Raw genomic sequence first — 24,187 nt, 5'->3', positions numbered from 1 at the left:
CATAAAAATCTCTTTCAAAAAAATATTGCTTCAAAATAGGAAGTTAGAAAAAACAATTGTAAGTTTGACAATTAATGATACCGAAAATTTGGACAAGACACTATTATCAAACATTTAAAAGCTTTAAGGCCATTCGGTACGCTTAAAGTTCAAGCTAAACTATTGCCAAAACATCATCATTTGCCTTTAAAAGGGATATAAAGGCAATGACGGGGATACCTGCATTGGATTCAATTTTTTGCTGTGAAATTCAATCGATTTCAAGATTTTTTCAGCAAAAAAATTCAATCGATTTCAAGGTTAAAATTCATTGAAGGACAATGGCTTAAACCATGTTCAATGGCAGTGCTATTTGTCTACTATTGATATATTTTTTCATTTAAATCCATTAACCCTATGATGCGACTAAACAAACTCGTTGTTCTAGTCCTGGCTTTTTTATGCTGTCACCTAACAGTAATTGCACAACAGGTGACTGGTAAAGTTACGGCCAATGATGGAACTCCTTTGATTGGAGTAAACATTTCCGTCAAAGAAACCAGTACAGGTACCATTTCAGAATCAGATGGAACATTCCAAATTGCTGCTGCTCCAGGCAACACTTTGGTTTTTAGTTACATTGGGTTCGCGGCTTATGAAATTAAGCTAGGCAATGAAAAAAAATTGGATGTCACCTTGAAAGAGGACGCTCAAAGTTTGACAGAAGTAGTCGTAACCGCTTTGGGGATCCAAAAGGATTCCAAAAAACTGGGCTATTCCGTAACTGCGGTGAATACAGAACAGCTCACCCAAAATAGAACGACCAATGTGATGGAGTCGTTGGAAGGTCGGGTTGCAGGCCTCAATATTACCCCCCCTGCTGCTGGTGCGGGGTCCAGTATGCAGATTCGTTTACGTGGACAAGCTGCCTTTGCAGGAGCAAACAACGCCCCCCTGATTGTCATCAACGGGCTTCCCATTGATCAAGGTGCACGAGGTGTGAATGGATTGGGAACTCCACGCGACCTCGGTGATAACTTGTCCAACATTAACCCAGATGACATCGAAAGTATGACGGTATTGAAGGGTGCTACTGCTGCCGCAATTTACGGGGCCAGAGCAGCCAACGGAGCCATCATCATTACGACCAAATCGGGCCGGAAGAATCAGGGAATTGGCGTAGAATATAGCTCCAATTATTCGACACAACATGCGTTAAATTTCTTCGACTTTCAGACGGAGTTTGGTCAAGGTACAGGAGGAAAACGACCTACCAGTGGTGCAAATGCGGCCACTACTGGCCATTTTGCCTGGGGCGAGCGCTTGGATGGCGCACCCACACCCATTTTTGATGGAACTTTGCAACCTTACTCGGCTAATCCAGACAATCTTTTTGGCTTTTTACAAACCGGAACAGACTTCACCAATACGATTGCACTATCGGGTGGTGGTCCAAACGGTAGCTTTAGAGCCTCATTTTCCAACACCGATGCTGAAGGGATCACACCGAGCAATGAGTACAACCGGAAAATTGCCAATATAGGGATCAATCATAACATTTCTAAAAAGCTCAAACTGCTGTTGAACGTCAATTACACCAATGAGCAACAGATCAATCCACCGCAAATTGGCACACAAGGGCCAGGGGCTGTAAACTTCTTTACCAGATTAGCTACGTCCATTCCGCTGTCCGCTTTGAAAAACAGTGCAGTAGCGGCCAATGGAACGGAGACCCTGACTTCTGGTTTCCAGGGCACTTTATTAAATCCTTATTATGCTTTAGCAGTAGGGCAACGTTTTGAAACTGAAAGAAATCGCTTCCTTTCAACGGCGACATTAAGATATGATCTGACCGATTGGTTGTATGTGCAGGGCAGGTATAATCATGACTTTGCCCTGACTTTTACTGAATCACACGATCCGGGCGGGATAGGCACCAGTGTGCCTACCAATGCGGACGGTACGTATAAAGGAGCTTACAATTTGTCGCAGAATAAAGGGACGGATGTAAATGCCGATTTCCTGGTCGGTGGAGGCAAAGAGTTTGGTAAGTTTTCAGTAGATGCCAATTTTGGTGGGAACACCTGGCGGGTTAAAAACAATGGATTTAATCAAAGTTCATCAAACTTTATCGTCCGTGATCTTTATTCCATCGGAAACGGTAGTGTACGCAACCAAGGTTATGGTTTTTCCCAATACAGGGTTAATTCACTGTATGGCTGGGCAGAACTTGGATTCAACAACATGTTTTACCTCAACTTTACAGGCAGACAGGATTGGTTCTCCGTCTTAAATCCAGAAGACAACAGTGAGCTTTACCAATCCGTTTCGGGAAGTTTCATTTTCTCTGAATTGATGAAAGATCAGAAATGGCTTTCCTACGGTAAGCTGAGGGCTTCCTGGGCTGAAGTGGGCAGTTCAAACGGGGTGAACCCCTACGACGGGGTACTTACGTATGGCATCAGCCAAAACCAATTTCAAGGTCAAACTACAGCCAGTATTTCAGGGAATTCAGCACCCAACCGGTTTTTGCGGCCATTTAGTGTAGAAGAAAAAGAAATTGGTCTGGAAATGAGGATGTTCGGCAATCGGGTAACAATAGACATTTCAGCTTTTGACAAAATAACCACCGATCAGGTATTGGATGTTCAATTGTCCAACTCATCTGGATACAACACCTCGAAGGAGAACCTTGGCTCCTTAAAGAACAGTGGCTTGGAATTTTTATTGGAAGTTAAACCTATCCAAACCCAGAATTTTAGCTGGACAAGTTCCTGGAATCACGCCTTCCTGGCTACAAAAGTACTATCGGTGGGCGCGCCAAGTGAAATCATTGTGCTCAACTGGGGGGCTACCGGAAATGAGTTCATTGGACAACTTCGCTATGTTGAGGGGCTACCAATGAATCAGGTTTATGCAAGAACCTACTTAAGAAATGCAGCAGGCCAGATTCTCCTTACCGACCAAGGGCGTTTAATTCCATCTGCTGACTACGTAAGTTTTGGCAGCTCGATTCCCAAACACACTGGTGGTTGGAATAATACTTTTACCTACAAAAACCTGAGCCTGGCCGTTCATTTTGATTACAAATTAGGTGGGGTCGTCATCTCCTCTACTGCCTTAAATGCGAACAGACAAGGACACTCCAAACAGTCTTTGGTTGGTCGTAGAGAAGGAGAAAAAGGTGTTGTATTCCCTGGTGTTTACAGATCAAATGAACAGCCCAATACCTCTGCAGTTGATCCGGCCACATTTTATGCGGACTACCGGAACAATCAAATGGGGGACATCGTGACCTTTAAGTCTGATTTTGTTAAGCTGAGAAACGTATCGATATCCTATAATCTTACCGATTTGATGCGGAAATCAAATGTCCTTGGGTTCATCAAGGGGCTCTCCGTTACAGCTTCTTGTCGAAATGTGGCACTGCTTTACAAGGATATACCTGACCTTGATCCAGAAGCCATCCAATCTTCGGGAGACTTCCGGTCTGGTTATGAGAATACCTCGTTGCCAACCACCCGCAATTTCAATTTTAGTCTTAATGCCAAATTCTAATGACTATGAAAAAGTTTAAAGGACTTTTGCTGATAAGTGCCATCTTCTTCTTATTGGGAGGATGCGACAAGGATTTTATAGAATTAAACACAAATCCTTACGCGGTAACCGATCTTGATCCGGCCCTTTTGTTTGCTGGAGCTCAACGTACCCACTTGGGGGGCTGGGAAACCGAACATACCATCGTTCAGCACTTTGTGAACCCCTTCAACTCAGGTGCAACGCTTGGTCCGAATTTTAATGCCGACATCGACAACTTCAACAATGGGAAGTGGGACGGCTCCTATCCTGGTCCAATTAAAAACATGATTCAAGCACTTTCACTACTAGAAGGGAGCGACCGGGTAAACTTACGGAGCATGTTGCGCATCTGGAAGGCCCAGGTTTATATGGGTTTGGTAGATACCCATGCGGATATTCCCTATTTCAACGCAGGGCAAGCTTTTCTCAAAGGTAGTGAGTATTTCTACCCCAACTACGACGATGATACCGCCATCTACGCTGATCTGGAGAAAGAACTCCGGGAAGCCATCGCTGCGTTGAACCCTAGTGGAGACTTTGTTTCTGCGGATCTCTTTTTTGGAGCGAATGGATCGGCTAAAACCACTACTGCCACTGCACAAGTGGACAAGTGGAAAAAATTGGGGAATTCTCTGCTCTTGAGATTGGGCATGCGGTATTCAAAGTTGGACCCAGCCAAAGCCAAAACAATTGTATCAGACGCATTTAACGGCGGAGTAATGAAATCCAATGATGACAATGCCTGGGTCAAGTACGATGGAACCTTGTTTACCAATGGAGCCAACGGGGGCCTGGTCAACAACAACCCTTATTTTTATTATGCCGCCGAGCCCTTGGTGGAGCAACTAAAAACAACCGCCGATCCACGTGGGCAATTTATAGTAGCTACCTACGCCAACCCCTCAAATCCATTGGCTGATCCGAAGCCAGTTACCGATTTGGCAAGCCAGTTTGGAGTACCAGTGGGGGTGATCAATACTGATCTGACCAAACCAGCCTATCGTGGTGCCAAAGGAGGTGGTTACAACTATTCGCAAATGAACGTGAATGTGGTGGCTTCCCTGACAGCTCCTGATTTTTGGGTAACCTATCCAGAAGTTTCTTTACTCTTAGCCGAAGCTGCCCAAAGAGGTTGGATTGCCGGGGGTGATGCCGCTGCCAAACAATACTACGAGGAGGGCATCAAAGCTGACATCAAGCGGTATGCGCTTTATCCAAAGTCTTCGACCATTTCAGACGCAGATATTGCTACTTTTTTGGCTAGTCCAGGAATAGCGTATAATGCAACGGATGCGCTCAAGTTGATCAATACCCAACTTTGGATTGCCTACATCAGAAATGGCACCCAAGCCTGGGCCAATTTCAGAAGAAGTGGTTTCCCTGCGCTGAGTCCTAATAAATTCAACAATCTCCTCAATGGAGGGTTCATCCGAAGATTGTCTTATCCAGATTACGAATTGGCTCAAAACCGTACCAATTACCAGAACGCAGTAAAGGCCATTGGTGGGACGGATAATTTAACGACAAGGGTATTTTGGGATAAAGAATAACTTTTTTTGAACTATAAACAAACGACAGCTTTCTTTTGATCACAACAAATGCATTAGCACAAACAAAGGGGCGTAACCGAGTGGTTACGCCCCTCTTTTATTATGGCGTTTTTTTAATGCCCGAGAGTAAGAGTAGTCTCATTATTCAAAAAACGGTATACCCTGAGCGGCATATTTTTTCAATCCTTCCTCGTTGATGCTCACCCCAACACCCGGCTTATCTGGTACTTTGATGAAACCTTTTTCAACAAATTCTGTGCCGTCAAAATTGACAATTTCTTTCCACATCGGCTCTTTGTGGTAATAAATTTGCCATTCCAAAATCATAAAATTGGGTACAGAGGCACATACATGGGCAGAGGCCATTGCGCCCAGGTAAGATGCAACCATGTGTGGAGCAAAAGGCACATAGTATAAATTTGCCAAGTTCGCAATGCGTTGGCCTTCACCCAGTCCTCCTGCTTTTTGCAAATCCGGCATGACAATATCTACTGCGCCTTTTTCGAGTAATGGACGGAAACCATAAGCCAAATAATGGTTTTCACCAGCACAAATCGGAGTACTGGTCGATTTGGCGATTTCGGCGTATGCATCCACGTTTTCGGCAGGAATGGGTTCTTCCAACCACATCAGGTTTAAAGGCTCCAGTACCTTAGCAGCGCGTTGCCCAGTTGGGAAATCATAACGCCCGTGCATGTCGGCACAAATGTCAATATTAGGCCCCACTGCTTGCCTTGCTGCAGCCATTTGGTCATACATTCTCTGGATTTCTGCTGGGCCCGCAGTCCAGTTGTAGCGGTCGTACTTGTTGGGGTCATTACCTTGATCGAGGTCAAATTTCACAGCAGTAAAGCCCATCGCAACGGCCTCTTTTGCGGCAGTGGCAAAGTCCTCCGGCTTAGGCAACTGATTCTGATACAAGGCAGTATCCATATAAACCCGCACCTTATCTCGAAACTTCCCGCCCAATAACTGGTAAACAGGAACCCCTAGTGCTTTTCCAGCGAGGTCCCACAATGCGCTTTCAATGGCGGATAAAACGGCTACGTACATACCGGCCTGAGCACCGCCAAAAACCCCTCCTTTCCTGATTTGATCGAAAAGCCGGTGAACATTAAGTGGGCTTTGATCCCTCAACATCATCCCAAAACGTTTGGCCAGATGATAGGCGCCTCCTACTGCATCCACTCCTTCTCCATACCCGACAATATCTTGATTGGTAGTGATTTTAATGAACATCCTTCCTCCGCCTCTCAGATAAGCGACTTTTACATCGGTAATCTTCAGATCAGCAGGGGCGGACAATTTCGGATTCTCATCCACTGCGTTGGTATACCCTTTGCCAAAAGTTTGGGTTAGCCCCGTAAACCCCATGGCACCCACCAAGGCACTTTTGCTCAAAAACGCACGTCTTGAAGCTGTTTTTTTCATGTTTATAGTTTATTAATTAATGATGAACGTAGGTACAAACAATTACCAAGTTCTGGTTTTCAGTAGTTCTTCCACCCGCTCTGGAGATACCGGAAGCTTCATTTTGTTGTCTTTCAACCATTGAGAAAAATCTTTCTCAATATCATCAGACCAACGGGTATCGATTTGCCCAGCGGTGTACTTTTTCTCCCGCAATCTTGCGTGGCCAAACATATCTCTGAGGCGTACGATTTCAGAAGATTCAACCACTTGTTGAGCCAGGTGAGCAGGAATAAAAATCACGCCTCCATCTCTGGCCAGAACCACGTCACCAGGGATTACCGTGGCAGCGCCAATCCGAGTAGGGGTATTGATACCGATCAGAGTAGTGTTCAAACGAGGCACCCGGTCATTAGGGCCGATGCTACCAAAATGATGCGAAGGATGATAAGTTTTGAAATAGACGGTAAAGTCCGCCATTTCTTTCATGCCGTTAACGTCGCGGATCGGGCCATCATAAATGAATCCATTGCCCGATCTGCCCAAAATGGAGTTGGCCAAGTTGTCGCCAACAGTTGGACCATCAATTTCAGCACCGTGATGATCAACAACATACACATCGCCAGGTTGGAGCATGTCGATCGGCCAGGCATTGGGTGACAAAATGCGGCCATCGGCCTTGCCTTTTTCCTGAATGGCTTTGTGGATATCTGGTCTGCCGGGGATAAAGGTGGCGGTTAAAGCTCGCCCTACCAAAACTCCTTCAGGGTGAACTTGCATCCAATTGCCTTCGTATTGATAGTTGAAACCAGCTCCTCGGCAGGTAGCCCAGGCTTCCTCAAGGGTAACCGATTTCATCCTTTTTAAAATGTCATCGGAAACTTTGGGTCTCCCGTCAGCAAATCGTTCTCCTTTCCATTCGGGGGTGAGAAAAAGCATTTCTTCTTTGGAGCTTTGCTGCGCTTGGAGCATCAGCGGGAGCATTGCTAAAAGGCCCCAAAACTTGATCAAGGTTTTCATGTTGAAAAAGATTTTAATGTTTTTTTGTTTGTTTGTTCGTGAAAAAACACTTTTGAAGTGTCACATCCGCAAGATGTTAAATTACTATTTTTTGAGAAAATAATAACCACTAAACAAGGTAAAAGAATTGGACCCAATTTAGCAAAATAATAACTGTTTTTTTTACAATTATTCAATTGAAAATGAAATAATATTGCTAGATTCATCCCATCAACAAAACTTAATCAATTATGAATGGCTTAGGATCTAACAAAATTTTTCTTTACTTCATTTTGTCTGTTACGATTGTCCTTGCGATGACCAGATGTGCCTCTTCTCCTGAAACAGAGTGGCAACAGCTTAACCAGGAACTAATTAGTAAACACAATTTGAAGGTGCGGAATCTCTCTGGATTACCCACCAATGATATTGAGTCCAACCTAAAAGATGGCCAGGTGGCAAGTTTGGACAAACTGGATAGCGTGGAACTTTACCCAGGTGTTAAGGCCAAGATGTTTTGGGGAACAGGCACTATGGTGAGTGTCCTTGAACTGGCGCCAAATGCCAAAATCCCTGAAGAGGAACTTCAAGCGGAAAGATTTGCATTTGTACTTAAGGGTTCAATCCAGCAAATGGCCAACGGAAAGACCCTTTCGCTGATTTCCCAGGAAAGGGAAGCTCCAGATGGTACGCATAGTGGTACACCTCGGGTTGATTTTGTGTACCTGGGAAAAGGAACCAAAAGTGGGGTAACCGCGGGTAGCGACGGAGCCAAATTATTGGAAATATACAGCCCTTTCCGCTTGGATTACCTAAAAAAGGCTGGAGTAAGCAATCTTCCAAGCACAATGGAGGTACCTTCGAAACCTGCAAAGCCAAATGTAGAACCCAATAAGGTTTACGATTTGTACGAGTTCCAATTGACTGAACTGGCAGAAGGAGCTAATTCCAGGCTGATTTCGGGTGAGTATACCCAGCTTAGCTTTATTTCAATGGACCCTGGTTCAGTTTTCAAACATCATATTCACCCTGAAGAACAAATGATGATGGTGTTGAGAGGGGAATGTGACGAAATTTTGCTGGATACTGAACAAAAAATGGTTCCAGGCAGCATGGTAGTCATCCCGGGCAACATGGTACATGGCGCAAAAATGGGAGATTTGGGATGTGACGCGCTGGACATTTTCTGGCCAGTTCGGGCAGACTACATGGAAAAGGAAAATGCCAGGATGGCCGCTTTCAGAACAATTATTCCGGAGGGCTCAAAACCTAAATTATTGGTGGATGGAACAAAAACCAAACCAAGTTTGACTTTCAGTGAAGGGCCAAAATGGATGAACGGCAAAGTCTATTTCTCCAACATGTATTTTGATCAGGCCTGGACCGCCGATCCTTCCAAGAGTTCTACGGTCGAATTAAATCCTGATGGTAGTTATAAAAATATTACTCAGGGAAAAATGCAAACCAATGGGTTATACCCCTACAAAAATGGCAATCTCCTGGTTTGTGACATGATCGGCCATAGAGTGGTGGAGATGACGCCAAGTGGAAAAGAGGTGAAAGTAATTGTAGATCAATACGATGGGAAACCCATCGACGGGCCAAATGACATTGTTACCGACGCCAAAGGGGGAATTTATTTTACCGATCCTCAGTTTACAATGGAGCCCCAGAAATCTCAACCCGGGCGGGCTGTGTATTACGTTTCGCCCCAGGGTAAAGTGACGAGGCTTACCAAACCGAATGAATTCGCGATGCCCAATGGGATTGTCTTGTCACCAGACGGCAAAACGCTGTACATCAACAATTGTTACGACGACGAATCCTGGTTTCCGGTAAACAGTGAGAAGGACAATTACATCTGGGCCTACGATGTGAAGGAAGATGGGACCATCAGCAATGGCAGGCAATTCGCCAAATTATTCCTGACGGGCAATGTGCTAGACCGAAAAGGCAAGTCATCTAGTGCCGATGGAATGGCCATTGACAAAAAAGGAAACCTCTACGTAGCCACCTACTATGGTGTGCAAATTTTCAATGCCGAAGGAAAATATGTTGGCATGATCAATTTGCCAAGCTTCCCGGTGAGCCTATGCTTTGGGGACAAGGACATGAAAACCCTTTACATTGTCAGCTACAGCAAGGTGTACACAATTCGCACCAACATGGAGGGTTTTGTTAATTATTTGTAATTTTTCACAATCATAACTGCATGAATAAGATCACAATGAACAGCAGGCTATTGGCAGTCTACCTATTCTTTTTTGGAGTTGCTCAAGTATCGGGTCAAGCGATTGGCAGCATTGAATTCATTTCGCCAGAGCTTTCTAGCCTCATCAAAAAAGAAGCGAAGGTAGAAGTTATTGCAGAGGGTTTTCAATTTACGGAAGGACCACTGTGGCTGGAAAAGGAGAAAATGCTCTTGTTTTCTGACATTCCTGCCAATACCATTTACAAATGGACTGAAGCCAATGGTAAAGAAGTGTATGTGAAGCCAGGTGGCTACACGGGCAGCGAACCAAGAGGTGGATTTATGGGACCCAATGGATTGTACAAAACCAAAGACGGTAAATTGTGGATTTGCCAACATGGAGACCGCAGAATTGCCGCTATGGATGCTCCTCTCGATGCACCAAAGGCAAATTTTTCAACCGTTGTGGGCACCTACAATGGCAAAAAATTGAATAGTCCGAATGACTTTTTTATGTCAAAGAAAGGTGATCTTTATTTCACCGACCCTGCTTATGGTTTTGAGGGAGGCATGAGGGATCCCAAAAAAGAACTCCAATTTCAAGGTGTTTACAGGATGGACAAAGCAGGAAAAATTACTGTTTTGATTGATTCCATGCAAGCGCCCAATGGCATCGGTATTCTTCCCGATGGAAAAACCTTGTTAGTAGCCAATACCCAGGGTAGAGGCAGAGGCTGGTACGCTTATGATATTGCCTCGAATGGAGCTTTGGAAAACGCTCGTGTGTTTTACAATCCAGGAACGACCCGGGAGCCGGGAGGCTGTGATGGATTCAAAATCGACAAAAAAGGCAATGTATTCGCGGCTGGACCAGGTGGAATCTGGATTTTTACCAAGGAGGGCAAATTAATTGGAAAAATCAAGGTAAATAATATCACTGCGGCCAATTGTGCCTTAAGTACGGATGGAAAAACGCTTTACATTACTGCTACGCAATACTTGTTGAGGGTTAAAATGCGCTAGATTACAGCAAAAAAATGAAACAACCCCGGTCCTTCCTGACGGACGACCGGGGTTGTTATAGGTTCAATTGCTCCAGGCTTAATTTTCTTTCTTTACCCGGGTCAATTTCATTTCCCCTCTTTCGTTTTTAGTAACAATTTCGTTGTCACTCACCAATTCTCCTGTGTTGTTGATGGTCATCTCATTAAAGGAAATGGTGTAGGAAAATTTCTTCCCATCCACTTTGCCGTTCTCAATTTTACGTTCGCCAAATTGAGTTTTCCAAATGCCCGTTAAAGTGTTTCCTTCAACTTTAAACGTGTAGTTGATTTCCATCGTGCCATTTGGCGTTTCGCGGGTGCCTTTCCAGTCTCCGTCAATGCCGGTTTGGGCAAAGGCGCTAAAGCTTCCAAGTAAAAACAGTACTGCGATCAAATGTTTCATGATAAAAAAGTTGTAGGTGGTTAATAAAATTTGTTGATTACCAAGTTCTTTTACTCATCATTTTGTCGAGTTCGGCGCGGGTCATCTTGCCCAGTTCAGGATGTTTTTCCAGCCATTTTAAAAACTCCGTTTTGATCTCATCCGTCCATTGGCTGTCGATTTCACCAGTGCTGTACTTGTTCGTTTTGACCATTTCAAAGCCAAACTGGTCTTTGCGGATCACAAATTCAGCCGTGCTGACCACTTGCTCGGCCAGGTGAGCGGGCACAAAAAGCACCCCTTCGATGGTTGCAATTACCAGGTCTCCGGGAAGAACGATGGCTTCGCCAATCCTAATGGGGCTATTGAGTCCCATCAGCACCATTTGTTCGGTGAAAGAGGGGTGAAAATCCCGTACGAAAGCATTAAAACCTTTGAGGTTGGTGATTTCCTGCAAGTCCCTGCAAGCGCCATCAAAGACTACGCCGTTACCGGATTTGCTTAAAATGGAATTGGCCAGGGTAGCACCCATGATGGGGCCACCACCAATTTTCCCAAAGGCATCGGCAACGTACAAGTCCCCTTTGGTCAGTACATCGATCGGCCAGGCATTCGTATTCCCCTTTCGACCTTGTTTTGCCCCTCTTTCCTTGACGTTTTTTTCCACATCGGGTCGGCTGGGCAGGTACATGGCCGTTACTGCGCGGCCACTCATGGTTTGGTTGTTGACCATTTTCCAGCCGCCTTCGTATTGGTTGAGGTAGCCTTCGTTTTTCAGCACCGTCCAGGCGTCATCGATCATGATGTGCTTTGCCCTTTCCAATAGGTCATCGGAAACTTTTGGTCGTCCATCGGCAAAACGTTCTCCTTTCCATTCCGAGGTAAGAAAAATCAGTTCTTCTTTGGAAATGGTTTGCCCATGCAAAGAAAAACGCGCTGAACAGCAAAAAAACAGTAGTGCAATAATGGCGAAATATGGTCTCATGGTACTGATTATTTACACGTTTTGGAACGGGAAATTAAAAAGCAGGTAATTTGAGTTGCGATTTATCTTCCCAAATGGTGCATATTTGAACTTTTCGAAAGTCTGAAACTTTCGAAAAGGGGTTCCCAAATGGTGCTTAAACCTCAAATTCAAGCCGCCTTTTCGAAAGTTTCAGACTTTCGAAAAGCTCTTTAACGTAAGATGTTCAAAGAGAAACCATCAACCTATCTCTAAATTTTGTACTAAATTTAGATCAGGTTATTTCTTTCTCGTCCCTTAGCTTCTAGTTGCTGATATTTTTAACTGCTCCCGATCCCAGTCGTTCTTCAAGTTGGGTTAGAAATAAACTTTTGGGCGTTACATGCCTGTCCATAACCTCTACGTGGCCATTGCGTTTGGTCAAATCTTGCAACGCGGCATTAAAAATGACCGCATTAAGCCCAATATGCCCAAAAGAATAGTTTTGTGCAGTTGGCGGTTGTTGAATCAAGTAGTCTCCCTCGCAATTCCAAAATACGATGTTTGCCCCGGCCCAACCAATGATGAAATCCCAAAAACGGGCAGTCAATGGGGCTTTCACATTGTCGTACAAGACCCCGTTGCACCAATGGTTGTGGGGCTCGCTGGAAGAATAGGGATTGATAGCCGTGCAAGCCAAAAAGACATTCCCACTTGCTTCAGATCCTTGTAAAACAAAGGAATGGCGCCCTTTTTCAGAAACACATCTCTGCACCAGGCAAAACTGGCCATTCATCTGGAACGTAAATCTCCGCCCGCCCCAGCGTTGTGACACTGGTTCCCGGGCATCACAATCCTGGACCGTAATCCATTTTGTGCCAGCGTTGGCCTGTACAACGCTGCTTCCAAAATGAAGCGCGGTCATATTCCTCACCCATGCATTTTTAACGTTGCTAAGGTCGATGAAATTGGCATAATGGTTTTCGTCAGAAAAATACTCCTCCCCCTGATAACGATTTGTTGCGCCCAGGTCGTCTCGGTCCATGTTTCCATACTCTTTTGTACGAATGGAGGGGTCATATTCTGAGATTCCACGCAGGTTTTCAATGCCAACTTGTTCGATTCGCTCCTCACTGTATTTGTAGAGCGCTCCCCCACCCCAGCGTTTTTCAATTGCGGTAAAAATCGGTGCATCAAGGGTAATGGTATTCCCATTGACAGCAACGATGCTTCGATCAAAATTGATATCAAAAGGCTTCCAGCGGTTCCTTCCCACCGTGGCCGTGTCCAATCCAATCTTTTTGATCCAATCTTCATTGCCAATCCTTCTAACGATTACCCGGTCGCCCTTTTTGAATCCTTTGGCCGAGACAACCTTAAAACTAGACGCCCCCACTGGCACGTAATCATCCGTGATGTCTTGTTTGGACTCTTCCTGGAGTTTTATACCCGTTGCGCCACTAACATTGATTAGGGCTGGGCGTCTGAAACGAGGTCCACTGCCTGGCTCAGCAGGTTTGGGAATTTTGCCATACAAAATAGTACCCACATCGCTGCGGCCCTCCCCGCGCAGAATTACTCCTGAAGCCTTGATGTAGATGGGTTTATCCAATTGATACATACCCATTTTAAGCAGCACTGCTCCGCGAAATCCCGAGGCATCAAGCGGCAATGCAGATACCCGATCGATAGCTGCTTGGATAAGATCGGCATTGTCCCCCAATTTTGGCCAAACCGTTTCTTTTACCGCCACATAAGGAATAGGCACCCCTCCCCCTTGATACCCAGCATGAGAAAAATCAGGAATGGTATTGCCAAGGCTATCCGCAATGTACACCAACTTTCCGCCAGTCCCAGGATACACCAAAGAGGTTGTCGGAGGCATATCCTGAGACTGGGCGACAAAAGCATTAAGGCAGCATGCTGCGATTGCAATCAAAGAGTTGTTAAATCTCATTGATGATTGGCTTAATCTTTAAAAAGAAGTGGTGCCATCTGGTACAAACTACGTCTCCAGGTCTGGAATTCATGAGCGGTACCTTCAGAAATGTAAGAAACCACGTTAAAGCCAGCTTCTTTAAGGGCTGCACTGGCATTTTTAATCCCATCTGGTCGTTCTTTGCTGCCACAACTCAGGAAGACGAGCTTCACTTTGGTTTTGTCTTTGATGTCTGCAGGTGCATAAATTCCGCCACTCAGGAGGCCATAGTGGGAAAAGACTTCAGGCCGGTTCATGGTGATGGTTTTGGTTTCCATGCCCCCCATAGAAAGCCCAGCCATAGCGCGTTTTTCTGGCTTGGCAATGGTGCGGAAAGTTTTGTCTACATAGGGAACCAGCTCGTCCACCAGAACGGTTTGAAATGGCTTGATGTCAAAATTTCTCAGGCCGCCCATTTTAACATCATTGGTCATCCCGTAGGTCATGACGATGATGAAGGGTTTAATTTTACCCGCAGCAATGAGGTTATCCATGATCAAATTGGCGCGACCCTGATTGCTCCAGGCGGTCTCGTCTTCACCCCAACCGTGCTGCAAATACAGGACAGGATAACGCGTTTTGGTGCTTTCAAAATACCCGGGTGGAGTGTAGACAAAGGCCCGACGGGAAGTATTGGTGCTAGGTGAAGGAAAGAGAACCTGCTGCACGTGGCCGTGAGGTACATCTTTCAGCGCATAAAAATCCTGATCGTGTGCGGGAATTTCAATGCCACTTTCCCAACGTATTGAGCCGTAAAAGCTGAGGGTTCCCGGGTCGTTAAATTTTCCACCATCGATATTGACGTTGTAGTAGTGAAATCCTTCGTCCATGGGGCCAGCGGTAGTGCCCATCCAGGATCCGTCGGCAGCTTTGGCCAGTTTCGTACCCCCTCGCCCACCGAGGCCCAGGCTCACCCGAACACTGTCGGCAGCTGGCGCAATGATGCGGAAGCGCGCATACCCTTGCGAATTGACCTGTGGGTACTCCTGCCCTGGTTGATTGAGGATCGATGGTTTGAAATCTTCTTTGATTTCTGCCTGACCGCCTTGACCAAAGCAGAATGAAGCAGAAAGGGCAAACAGCAATGCTGATGCCAAAAAATTACGTCTCATAATGTTTTTTGTTTGTTGTTTAAAAAGCTGTTTAAGTTTGCATTACATCCTGGGGCGTATCAAATTTATGTTATTGATTTAGGGCTGGTTGTCATCCCCCATCACATCAAAACCACGCCACTTAAAGGCGGTAGCAAGGCCGGAGGCGGCAGGCCAGGCAATTTGATGTTCTTTGCTCTTCACCCAATTTCGACGGTCTTGTTCGGTAGCAAAAGAAATTTGAATGGAGTAATTGTGAGTGCTTGGTTCAGCTTGAATTTCCTTGGCAATAGCTTCTGGAAAAAGCCGCAAGAGTTTGGAACCCACATAACCTTTTTGCACGGTCATGGCCGGAACATAGATAGAGTAATACATTTTTTCAAAGGCCTGGGCATTCTCTTGGGGAACCACAAAGTCCATTTGTAGCAAAACTGCTTTGGGCGTGGCCAGTGGTTTGGCAATGCTCAAACTCTTTTGTTTGGAAGCCGAGATGCCAATAACCAGGATTTCAAGGTTCTTGTCACCGTTGTTGTTGATGCTCAGTTTTTCACCTAAAGTGCTGGAAAAGGCATCATTGGCTTTGATGCTTGCTGTTTCTCCGTTGCTGGTGATGGTTCCACTTCCATTTACTACATAATAAACCGCTTCGGCGCCATCAATTGCCTGTCTTCCCGCAGATTTACCCGCTGGAATAAGCAGATGATCAACATGGTCCCAATCGGTACGGAATACTTCCGGCCCGATCAGGCGGCGGTAAAGTACCCCCTCACCCGTATAAAGCTGGGTATTTGGCTTGAGTTTATCTTGCTCCAAACGCGCCGATACAAAAGAGGGAACAGGTTCGAGGGTTGCTCCAACCCGTGCATCGCCCAAATCAAAAGCGTCCCCTACCCCTTTCTTTTGACTTACCGCAAAATTGAGCCAACGGATAGGCTCGTTGGAAGCGTTGTAGATGGCGTGCGAGTCGCCCATTTTGCAGGGCACAATTGCAGGTGCTTTTATTTTGGCGGTACGCCCGTTGATCGTAAATTCTGCTTCACCATTGAGGATCACATACATTTCTTCGATGCTGTGGTGAAAATGGTGGCCAATGCCGGATTTGGCATTGATTACTCCGGTATGGAGGTAAAGAAAGTTGGTGGATAGGTCATTGCGACCGATCAATTGGGTGAATCCCATTTTCCCGGCACCAGCATGTACAGCCGAAAGTTCCCGGTATTTGGAGGGATCATTGGGGATGATACGATCCTTTAAGGATTGAGCAGTGGCCTGTACCGCGAAGCTGGCCACGAGTAGTAGCAAGAATGGTTTCATCTGCGATCTTGTTTGTTATAGTTTTAAAAAAACGTATTGCCTGCTTTTGACTTATTTGCTTTTCGGCAAGGCATACACTACATATCCCCGGGGCAATGCTCCAGGTTTTTTGGAGCGGTCGTAACTATCACGGGTAAAATTGGAAGTAGCATTGATAACCAGATACTGCTTTCCATTCAAGGTGTACATGCTGGGTTGGGCATTGGCCTCATAACTCAGGTTGGTTTCCCATAAAGTATTCCCATTATCAGCATCAAATGCATACAACTTCCCTCCTTTGGCGGTGGCAAAAACGATACCTGTCGAAGTAACCACCATACCTTTCCGCAAGGTCCCTCCGGGGGCACCCAAACTGGGATCCCCTTTGCCATAAAGGGAATCCAGCCCTACAGGTTTTCTCCACTTGATGGTTCCTTTGTTCAAATCATAGGCTACGATGGAAGACCAAGGTGGCGCCGCCAAACCTGACCATTCGGTTCCATAATCGGTAATGTAGCGATCTTTTGGATGTTTCACTTTTTCGGGATAATCCAACATTGGTGCACTTCTCTTTGCATCAGGCTTTATGGTAGCTCCACCGGAGGCAACTACCGGGCCTTTAGGTGGCACAGCGTTGGCCCTGCGGGGAAAATTAAAGGCCCGCGGATTGCCACCCAGATAGCGGTACAACGCTTCAATCGTTTCCTCACTGACGTGGGTAAAACCGGGCATTGACCCCTTGCCACCTAAAACGATGTCTTTAAATTCGGTGTAGATGATGTATTGCCCGGCATTGACCAAAGCTGGGCCAGTCACGCCCTCCATGTTTTTGCCATGACAGGGTTGGCAGGTAGAAGCATAAAAAGTCTTTACCTGAGCAACCTGATCTGCCGAAAGATCCACTTTGGGAGGCTCTACTTTATTCAATTTATAGGTGGAAGCGTGCTCCTGCGTCAGGATGTACATGAACCCATTTTTGGGATTAGAGGCCGTGTTGCCATAATTCGCGCCTCCTAATGCACCCGGCATCATGATGGTTTCGTATTTGTCGGAGGGAGGAATGTACAAGCCAGATTTGGCCGTAGCCAGCCTTTTTTGCCATTGCTGCTTAATGCTATCGGGGAAAAATGGGTTCAGTGTTTCCAAAGTCACCTCATGTCTGGTAAAATTGGGAAGTGAAGAAATAGGCTGGGTAGGCCAGGCTTTTTCTCCGGGCATTTGACTGGCTGGGAAGGGTTTTTCTTCGATGGGGAATAGTGGCTTCCCAGTTTCCCGATCGAATACAAACAAAAATCCATGTTTGGTAGCCACTGCCACGGCATCAATATTTTTTCCACCTTGATTCACGGTTAACAATTGAGGCGCACTGGCGAGATCGACGTCCCAAAGGTCGTGGTGAACAATTTGGTAATGCCACAAACGTTTGCCCGTGCGTGCATCAACAGCTACGAGGCAATTGCCAAAAAGGTTGCTCCCCAGGCGGTCCGCACCATAAAAATCATAGGTTGGTGAACCAATGGGCAAAAAGGCGATGCCTCGGGTTTGATCAACCGAGATTTCACTCCACACATTCGTGCCACCAATGTACTTGTACGCATCCTTTGGCCAGGTTTTGTAGCCAAATTCGCCGGGTTGCGGGACAGTGTGAAAAGTCCATTCCAATTTTCCACTCACCACATTATAGGCCCTTACAAAACCCGGCGAGGAGAAATAACCTTCGCCAGGGGCAGAACCTACAATCACGAGGTCATTGTAAATTACACCTGGCATCATGGCCTGCATTCTACGGATGGAGGAAGGGTCGCGGCCCAGTCCTTCGCGCATGTCTACGTAGCCATCAGTTCCAAAGCTGGTGATGGTTTTTCCGGTCACTGCATCAATGGCCTGAAGGGAATTGTTGAGGGTAAAAATCAGGCGCTTGTCCTTTTTGTCTTTGCTCTCCCAATAATTGAGCCCCCTTCTGCTCATGCCAAGCAGATTGGCGTGAATCCAGATCTCCTTGCCACTCAATGCACTTACTGCAATTAAGGAGTTGTTTTTGCCCATCACATACATGGTGGTGTCCACGATAATCGGGCTGAAGAAGTAGGGTTGTTGATCGCCCGAGGGGTACATCCAGGCCACTTGCAGTTTTGCAACGTTTTCTTTGGTGATGTCCGAAGCTGCGAAATACCTGGATTGGTCAGGACTTCCGCCATAATGGGACCAAGTGGTATGGGCCGGGTCGATATTGTTGTCACTATAGTCCGTCAAGGACAACAATCCAATCACTACCAACAAGAGTAGTACAGTAGAAACGGGTGTAAAAAGGCTAAACACCTTTTTGGTTTTGTTGCGATCTTTAAGCATGTAGGTTTCATTTAACATTACCCATGTGAAAGCTAATGTACTGATTAGCAACCCACATGGGTAATGCGCGATGAAAAACATTGAAATAATTGTCTAAAATACAATTATTTTGGATTGTAGGGAGAAAATTGGGAGAAAAATTTCTTGCCTGGCAACCGATAAAAAAAGCCTATGAGATAACAAGTACCTCACAGGCTTTCCCTTATCAAATCAAGCTACCCCTTACTGCGGATACCCCGGATTCTGAGTTTTCAAATTTGGATTATTCAGCAACTCCTGCTTTGGAATTGGCAGCAACAAATGCTTACTTTCCAATGGCCGATTGGAGCTCAAATTGACATGCCCTACAAATTCATCAAATTTCTTGGTATTTTCGTTGAACACCTTGCGCAAACGCACCATGTCAAACCAGGTGATTTGTTCATAGCACAACTCATGCCAACGCTCTTTCCAAACCGCCTCGCGGAATGAGTTTTGGTTGTACGTTTCGATACCTGGCGTAGTGAGTTTGGCCCGATCTCTAATGCGTTTGAAGGCATCATAAGCGGCTTGTGTAGGTGTACCCAATTCATTCTGCGCTTCCGCAAATATCAATAGGACTTCCGCATAACGGATCTGCGGCACGTTCAGGTTGTTTTGGCGCGTACCTGCCACTCCAGAAGTGCCACTCGAAGTACGATTGAAGTGTTTGAAAACATAAGGTGCCCCCAAGTCAAAACGCGCGCCGTTGCCGTTGGTGAAATAGGTAGTGTAGAAATAGCCTTCCTGGTCCTTTGCCCGCAAATCACCTTCCTCGTACGATTTGTAAAAAGCTGAGGTAGGCACGCTGCTTCCGGTTCCACCGGGGCCGCTAAACGTTACAGGCTTGAAGTTCGGGTAAAAATTCTCCATTGGGTTCCCCGCTACTACAGTATTGTATTGCAGCATAAAGAGGTGCTCAAGGCGGTTTTCGGTGCTTTCTTTATGCACGTCTTCGTAGGTGGTAAACAAATTAATGGATCCAGGATTCGCATTTGCATAAGTGATTACTTCCAGCGCTTTATCAGCCGCAAGTTTGTAATGCGAGGCTCCTTTTTTCAACGGGAATCCAGCCATGGTTAAATAAACCTTTGCCAACTGCGCTTTTACTGCAGCCAAATTGGCCCGACCACTGACGTCCGTCCAGGCCAAACCAGCTGCCTCAGCAGCAATCAAATCATCTACAATCAGTTTGTACACTTCTTCTTGTGGCGTCCGCGCAGGTAAAAAATCTTCTGAAGCTGCTGTTTGTGGCACGGTGATGAGCGGAATATCGCCCCACAATTGAACTGCTGTGAAGTAAGCCGAAGCACGTAAAAATCGGGCTTCACCCAAGACTTTTTTCTTTTGGGCTTCTGGCATAGGTGTAATCGGCGGCACTTTGTCAATCACCTGGTTGGCTTGTGCAATCACGCGGTACAATCCGTTCCAATAATTGACCACGTGGGCGGTATTGCCGTCGTGTACCAGACCATACAAGTTATTCAAATCAGAGTTTTGCGCTGTTTCGGTGGTTGAAGTACCCGTGAGGGCTTCTAACAACTGCCAGTTGCTGGAAAAAATCCCGGCACCGCCGCCCATAAAACGCAAATCTGCATAAACAGCAGCCAATGCAGCTTCAGCATGGTCTGGAATGGTATAAAAACTGTCAGGAGTAAGGTTGGACGGAGCTTGTTCGTCCAAAAAATCGTTACAACCCGAGGTTCCCAGCAAGATCGCCCCAATGAGCGTAGCTTTGCCGATATATTTGATGATGTTCAATTTCATGACAAATGAAGTTGTTTTGAATTAAAAAAGTGCTTAAAGGCCAATTTGCAAACCAATCATGTAGGTAGTAGGCTTTGGATAGTTGTGCCAAATCATACCCTGAGAAAACGCACTGTTGTTGTTCCCTTGATTGGTAGGAGTAACTTCAGGGTCACCCACAATCTTGTCTTTTACGGCCAGGAAGAAATTCTGAGCTGAGGCATATATCCGCAGGCGGCCCATTTTGAGCTTATTGAGGACTTGTCCTGGGAAAGTATACCCAAACAATAAATTCCTCCCCCGCAGGAATGAACCATCCTTGATCCACCATGAATCTACGTTGGTCACATAACCCGCACGGGTGTCGCGGATTTCGGCAATCATCGTATTTTGGTTCTGCGGCGTCCAAGCGTTCAGCACTGAAGTATAACTGTTGGCGAGGGCCTGACGATCTTCACTGGCGTGCAAGTTCATCATCATGACATCGTTTCCGTAGGAAAACTGAAGTTCCAGGGTCAAATCAAAGTTGTTGTAACGGAAGGTGTTGGTTAATGATCCCCAACCTTTGGGGCTACCATTGCCAATGATGCTGCGGTCGGCATCGGTGATGGCTTTATCGCCATTTACGTCCAAATATTTAATATCACCCGGCAAAACCGTCAAACCGTTGCGATAGCTCGTAAATTTAGCCGCTTCCTCACGTTCGGATTCGCTCCAAACCCCCAGGCGGGTAAGGCCCCAAAAAGAACCAACTGCTTCACCAATGCGAATGATGTTGGTTGGGTTGGTAAAGTTGGGTCCACCTACGTTGAAAATATCGGAGGGCGTTGCCAAGGAAAGTACTTTATTCCGGTTGAACGAAATATTGAAAGCCGTATTCCATTGAAATCCGCCTGCGTCAACGTTTCTGGTATTCAAGCCAATTTCAAAGCCCTTGTTGTACATGGATCCCACGTTTCTGCGGATGGTACCATAACCACTCGTTGTTGGTACGGGGGCATCCAAAAGCATATCGGTTGTTTTGCGGTAGTAATAATCTGCTTCAACCGAAACCCGGCCTTTGAACAAAGAGAATTCAATCCCTACGTCCGTCTGTGCCGTTTTTTCCCAACGCAAATCGGGGTTGGCCAAACGGTTAATACCTGTTCCAGCTACCCGTGCATCATTGTAAATGGTGGCGAAGTTGGAGCTCAACAAAGACAAGGAGGAATAAGCCGGAATTTCAGAGTTACCGGTCAGACCATAACTTGCACGAAGTTTCAAATTGGAAATAAGCGTATTCCCTTTCAAAAAGCCTTCTTCAGATACCCGCCAAGCCACGGCACCTGAGGGGAAAAACGCAAACTTGTGGTTTTCTCCAAACTTGGAAGAACCATCTGAGCGGCCAGTAAGTGTGAACAAGTACTTGTTGGACAAGGTATAATTGAGTCGTCCAAAATAGGAGTTAAACGCAAAACGTGATGCACCAGAGCTAACTGCAGGGTTGGTGGCACCCGCTCCCAGGTTGTTGAATCCGAAATAATCAGTGGCAAAGTTGTTCACACTGGCTCCCATACCAAAAGTGGTGGTTTCTTGCCAGGAAACCCCCAACAAGCCATTCAGGGAGTGTTTGTCGCCCAATTGCTTGTTGTAGGTCAAGTAGTTTTCCAATGACCAGAAGCTTTCCTTGTTGTTATTGGTAGAAGCGTTACCATTGCCCCCGATGTTCAGTGTGCGGGTTTGAGATTGGTTGATTTCTTGCGTCAGAACATTGACACCAAGCACAGTACGCATCTCCAAACCTTCGGCTAAACGGATGTTTGAATACAAACTTCCCAGTGTTGTTTGGGTGTTCATAATGAACTTACGCCCCATCAAACGGTGAACGGAGCTGAAGGTGCCTTCTGCAAAGGGGAAATCGCGGTTGTTGGCGTAGGTTCCATCTTCGTACTTTACGGGCAAAAATGGAAAGTCCTCTACAATCTGCCGAGCGATGGCATCATTTTGATCGACAATATTCTCGCTTTGGTTGTTGTAGCTCAAGGTACCGCCTACTCTCAACCATCTTTTCACCTGGTCGTCAATCGTAAACCGACCGGAGTATCTTTTCATGTACGAAGTCTTGAGCAAGCCCTGATCGTCGCGATAACCCAGCGAAATCGAATGTTGGGTGCGCTCGTTGCCCCCACTAAAACCCAATTGGTGGTTTTGGGAAAGCTTCTGTTGAGAGGTTTCTTCAAACCAATCTGTATCAAATTTAGGCGTACCATCACTGTTGAATACCCGTGGGTCAGTGCGGCGCAATTTGGGGTTCAAGTACGCCCATTTGCCTGCTGCCCAGCCTGCGGGGTCGTATTTGGCCATGTTCGCCCAAGCCAAATCCTCTACGGCCATGTATTGTTTGGCATTCAATACTTCGGGTCGGTTTGGTCCGATCGTATTGACACTAAAATCGCCGTTGTAGGTTACCGAACCTTCACCAGCTTTTCCCTTTTTGGTGGTGACCAAAATAACCCCGTTGGCACCTCTGGCGCCATAAATGGCGGTGGAAGAGGCATCTTTGAGTACCTCCACCGATACGATGTCGTTGGGGTTGATGTAGTCAATGGCCGAGCTGAATTGAGTTTGGTTACCCTGGGGAAGCATCACCCCATCTACCACGTAAAGCGGGTTATTTGAAGAGTTGATGGAACTAAATCCACGCACGCGGATGGTCGTTCTACCACCGGGACGGCCAGAGTTGGTGTTTACTTGTACCCCGGCAATTCTTCCAGACAGCGCCTGGGTAAGTGATGCGGAGGGACGTTCCTGGAGTTGGTCGACTTTGACGGAACCAACCGAACCAGTCAAGTCCGATTTTTTGGCCGTGCCGTAACCGATCACCACAACGCCCTCTAGCAACTTTGCGTCCGTTTTTAGGCTGACGGAAATTGTAGTTTGAGCACCTACTGCGACTTCTTGTGTAAGATAACCAGTGTAGGAGAAAACCAATGTTGCATCCTCCGGTACTTCCAAACTGAACTGTCCGTTTACGTCAGTTACCGTACCGTTTGTGGTACCTTTTACTAAAATGCTCACGCCAGGTAATGGCGAATTGGTTTCATCCAGAACGGTACCGTTAATGGCCTTAACTACCCTTGATTCAGTTTCCATTTTTTCGAGTGGTTCTCGATTGGGGGCGGCATACAAAATGCCAGTACAGCAAATCACCAGTGCGATTTGGGTGAGCAGCAACCGACCAAAATGAGGCCAGGTTCTGCCGGGAAGTAACTTTTTTTTCATCTTGATAAACCCGAAATGGGAGATTAGGGAAGTGAGAGAATTTTATTTTAAAAATCAAACCAAATTTAGTAAAAAAATTAAGTATTGCGTAAATTTTAATAATAAAATAATGAATTTAATTTACTCAAAAAAATTTAATTTGTAAAACACTAAAAATACCAGCTCAGCCCAGTCAGCTTCAATTCGTTACAGCTGTGAGAAAAATTTAGTCCTCAATTTTGTTGTGAAACGGGTGTCTTAAATGAAAGACGTATCTGAGTTAAAAAACCCTACATTTTTTTAAGTAGTGAGGAATAAATAAATGTTCATTTTGCCAAAAACCGAGATAATACGCTTAAAATAAACCGTTTACTCATCTAATCCTCTGGCAAAATG

Annotated in this window: 14 protein-coding genes; 4 read left to right on the top strand and 10 right to left on the bottom strand. The window is 45.8% G+C overall.

Features of this window, described 5'->3' with window-relative positions; genetic code table 11:
* Nucleotides 1–396: 396 nt before the first annotated feature.
* Both ACO08K_RS22985 and ACO08K_RS22980 read left to right on the top strand, forming a co-directional pair.
* Nucleotides 397–3,537 carry a SusC/RagA family TonB-linked outer membrane protein gene (locus ACO08K_RS22985; protein WP_421798821.1) on the top strand — a complete coding sequence of 1,047 codons (3,141 nt, stop codon included), beginning with the start codon at nt 397–399 and terminating at the stop codon, nt 3,535–3,537.
* Between the two features lie 5 nt (nt 3,538–3,542).
* Nucleotides 3,543–5,108: a SusD/RagB family nutrient-binding outer membrane lipoprotein gene (locus ACO08K_RS22980; RefSeq protein WP_421798820.1), complete on the top strand. Its 1,566-nt coding sequence runs from the start codon at nt 3,543–3,545 to the stop codon at nt 5,106–5,108.
* Nucleotides 5,109–5,249: 141 nt separating this feature from the next.
* Here ACO08K_RS22980 and ACO08K_RS22975 read toward each other — a convergent pair whose 3' ends face one another.
* Both ACO08K_RS22975 and ACO08K_RS22970 read right to left on the bottom strand, forming a co-directional pair.
* A complete protein-coding gene (locus tag ACO08K_RS22975; RefSeq protein ID WP_421798819.1) occupies nt 5,250–6,539 on the bottom strand; it encodes a mandelate racemase/muconate lactonizing enzyme family protein in 1,290 nt (429 codons plus the stop codon).
* Between the two features lie 42 nt (nt 6,540–6,581).
* Nucleotides 6,582–7,538, bottom strand: a complete 957-nt coding sequence (locus ACO08K_RS22970) for an RraA family protein (RefSeq protein WP_421798818.1) — start codon at nt 7,536–7,538, stop codon at nt 6,582–6,584.
* Between the two features lie 374 nt (nt 7,539–7,912).
* On the opposite strand from ACO08K_RS22970, the gene ACO08K_RS22965 reads away from it, so the two are divergent.
* Both ACO08K_RS22965 and ACO08K_RS22960 read left to right on the top strand, forming a co-directional pair.
* On the top strand, nt 7,913–9,709 hold the full coding sequence (locus tag ACO08K_RS22965) for an SMP-30/gluconolactonase/LRE family protein (protein WP_421798817.1): 1,797 nt from the start codon (nt 7,913–7,915) through the stop codon (nt 9,707–9,709).
* Between the two features lie 20 nt (nt 9,710–9,729).
* Nucleotides 9,730–10,731, top strand: a complete 1,002-nt coding sequence (locus ACO08K_RS22960; RefSeq protein ID WP_421798816.1) for an SMP-30/gluconolactonase/LRE family protein — start codon at nt 9,730–9,732, stop codon at nt 10,729–10,731.
* 78 nt (nt 10,732–10,809) lie between these two features.
* On the opposite strand, the gene ACO08K_RS22955 is transcribed toward ACO08K_RS22960, so the two are convergent.
* The 8 genes from ACO08K_RS22955 to ACO08K_RS22920 form a co-directional block, all read right to left on the bottom strand.
* On the bottom strand, nt 10,810–11,154 hold the full coding sequence (locus ACO08K_RS22955; RefSeq protein WP_421798815.1) for a hypothetical protein: 345 nt from the start codon (nt 11,152–11,154) through the stop codon (nt 10,810–10,812).
* 37 nt (nt 11,155–11,191) lie between these two features.
* On the bottom strand, nt 11,192–12,118 hold the full coding sequence (locus tag ACO08K_RS22950) for an RraA family protein (RefSeq protein ID WP_421798814.1): 927 nt from the start codon (nt 12,116–12,118) through the stop codon (nt 11,192–11,194).
* Nucleotides 12,119–12,401: 283 nt separating this feature from the next.
* Nucleotides 12,402–14,033: a hypothetical protein gene (locus ACO08K_RS22945; RefSeq protein WP_421798813.1), complete on the bottom strand. Its 1,632-nt coding sequence runs from the start codon at nt 14,031–14,033 to the stop codon at nt 12,402–12,404.
* An 11-nt stretch (nt 14,034–14,044) separates the two neighbouring features.
* Nucleotides 14,045–15,166: an alpha/beta hydrolase-fold protein gene (locus ACO08K_RS22940; RefSeq protein WP_421798812.1), complete on the bottom strand. Its 1,122-nt coding sequence runs from the start codon at nt 15,164–15,166 to the stop codon at nt 14,045–14,047.
* Nucleotides 15,167–15,244: 78 nt separating this feature from the next.
* The gene (locus tag ACO08K_RS22935) at nt 15,245–16,459 is read right to left on the bottom strand and encodes a cupin domain-containing protein (protein ID WP_421798811.1); all 1,215 of its coding nucleotides are present in this window, start codon (nt 16,457–16,459) and stop codon (nt 15,245–15,247) included.
* Between the two features lie 51 nt (nt 16,460–16,510).
* On the bottom strand, nt 16,511–18,787 hold the full coding sequence (locus tag ACO08K_RS22930) for a PQQ-binding-like beta-propeller repeat protein (protein ID WP_421798810.1): 2,277 nt from the start codon (nt 18,785–18,787) through the stop codon (nt 16,511–16,513).
* Nucleotides 18,788–19,009: 222 nt separating this feature from the next.
* Entirely contained in the window at nt 19,010–20,572 is a 1,563-nt protein-coding gene (locus ACO08K_RS22925; RefSeq protein ID WP_421798809.1) for a RagB/SusD family nutrient uptake outer membrane protein, read from the bottom strand.
* 33 nt (nt 20,573–20,605) lie between these two features.
* The gene (locus ACO08K_RS22920) at nt 20,606–23,812 is read right to left on the bottom strand and encodes a SusC/RagA family TonB-linked outer membrane protein (protein ID WP_421798808.1); all 3,207 of its coding nucleotides are present in this window, start codon (nt 23,810–23,812) and stop codon (nt 20,606–20,608) included.
* Nucleotides 23,813–24,187 lie beyond the last annotated feature (375 nt).

It is taken from the genome of Haliscomenobacter sp. (assembly GCF_965225875.1).
Taxonomy (GTDB): Bacteria; Bacteroidota; Bacteroidia; order Chitinophagales; family Saprospiraceae; genus Haliscomenobacter.
Note: the sequence above shows the minus strand (reverse complement) of the source record. Positions and strands in the feature narration are given on the sequence as shown.

Bases quoted from the DNA above. Each gene is read 5' to 3' on its own strand.
- ACO08K_RS22985 (WP_421798821.1), top strand. From the start codon at position 397: ATGATGCGACTAAACAAACTCGTTGTTCTAGTCCTGGCTTTTTTATGC.
- ACO08K_RS22920 (WP_421798808.1), bottom strand. From the start codon at position 23,812: ATGAAAAAAAAGTTACTTCCCGGCAGAACCTGGCCTCATTTTGGTCGG.
- ACO08K_RS22930 (WP_421798810.1), bottom strand. From the start codon at position 18,787: ATGCTTAAAGATCGCAACAAAACCAAAAAGGTGTTTAGCCTTTTTACA.
- ACO08K_RS22970 (WP_421798818.1), bottom strand. From the start codon at position 7,538: ATGAAAACCTTGATCAAGTTTTGGGGCCTTTTAGCAATGCTCCCGCTG.
- ACO08K_RS22975 (WP_421798819.1), bottom strand. From the start codon at position 6,539: ATGAAAAAAACAGCTTCAAGACGTGCGTTTTTGAGCAAAAGTGCCTTG.
- ACO08K_RS22980 (WP_421798820.1), top strand. From the start codon at position 3,543: ATGAAAAAGTTTAAAGGACTTTTGCTGATAAGTGCCATCTTCTTCTTA.
- ACO08K_RS22940 (WP_421798812.1), bottom strand. From the start codon at position 15,166: ATGAGACGTAATTTTTTGGCATCAGCATTGCTGTTTGCCCTTTCTGCT.
- ACO08K_RS22925 (WP_421798809.1), bottom strand. From the start codon at position 20,572: ATGAAATTGAACATCATCAAATATATCGGCAAAGCTACGCTCATTGGG.
- ACO08K_RS22935 (WP_421798811.1), bottom strand. From the start codon at position 16,459: ATGAAACCATTCTTGCTACTACTCGTGGCCAGCTTCGCGGTACAGGCC.
- ACO08K_RS22945 (WP_421798813.1), bottom strand. From the start codon at position 14,033: ATGAGATTTAACAACTCTTTGATTGCAATCGCAGCATGCTGCCTTAAT.
- ACO08K_RS22950 (WP_421798814.1), bottom strand. From the start codon at position 12,118: ATGAGACCATATTTCGCCATTATTGCACTACTGTTTTTTTGCTGTTCA.
- ACO08K_RS22955 (WP_421798815.1), bottom strand. From the start codon at position 11,154: ATGAAACATTTGATCGCAGTACTGTTTTTACTTGGAAGCTTTAGCGCC.
- ACO08K_RS22960 (WP_421798816.1), top strand. From the start codon at position 9,730: ATGAATAAGATCACAATGAACAGCAGGCTATTGGCAGTCTACCTATTC.